The sequence below is a fragment of the Vibrio sp. 10N.286.48.F5 genome, from assembly GCF_041469785.1.
GTDB lineage: Bacteria > Pseudomonadota > Gammaproteobacteria > Enterobacterales > Vibrionaceae > Vibrio > Vibrio crassostreae_C.
On the sequence record NZ_JBFRLG010000054.1, the window covers coordinates 1 to 763 of the forward strand.

The window sequence follows — 763 nt, forward strand, 5'->3', positions numbered from 1 at the left end:
GCATCTTTAACATCATAGCTAAAATGCACTTGGCCGTTATAGTCTTTATCTGGGGTAAACGTGAAGGTACCATCGGCATTTAATACAATAGCACCGTGGTCAGCCTGTAGGTTTTCAATGGATAATTTGCCAATATCGTTGTCGTCAACATCGCTAGAATTGGCCAGTAGCTGTGCAGGGGTGAGGACAATTTTATTATCTTCTAAGCCATTCGCTAAACGTACTTCAGCTGATGCGACGGGCGCATCATTGGTGCCGTGAACGGTCACTGTGATATCTTTTTTAGCACTGCCATCGATAGATTCAACGGTAAAGGTTTGCTGGAAGCTTTCCCCTGCGCCTAAATGTTGGACTTTATCATTGTCAATATCGTATGACCATTGGCCCTGTGCGTTGATATTGAACCGACCACCTTCGGCGGTAGTGATGGTTTGTGCGATAAAACCGGCTTGATCGTGATCCGGGTCAATGACCTGTAACGTGCCACCACTGCTGAGTTGACTGGTGGTATTGCCAAAGGAAGTATGATCTTCGTAAACATGATTATTTAGGCTGGAGTAGGGCGTCACTGCAATTTTTGCTTGGTTATCTTCACCGGTCACTTTCACCATAATGGTGAGCTTCTGACCATCAGTGGTTTCGACTTCGTAGGGGAGCTCCATCGACTCGCCAGCATGTAGGCTACTGATTAGATCGTCCGGATGATGATTGGTACCAGCATCTAATTTGAATTGATAAGTGCCATTAGGCCAAACATCAAGGT

1 protein-coding gene is annotated in these 763 nt (G+C 45.6%); it reads right to left on the reverse strand.

The window, feature by feature from the left end; genetic code table 11:
- On the reverse strand, positions 1-689 hold a 689-nt coding region (locus AB4185_RS21410; protein ID WP_372135907.1), incomplete at its 3' end, for a VCBS domain-containing protein.
- Positions 690-763: the final 74 nt, after the last annotated feature.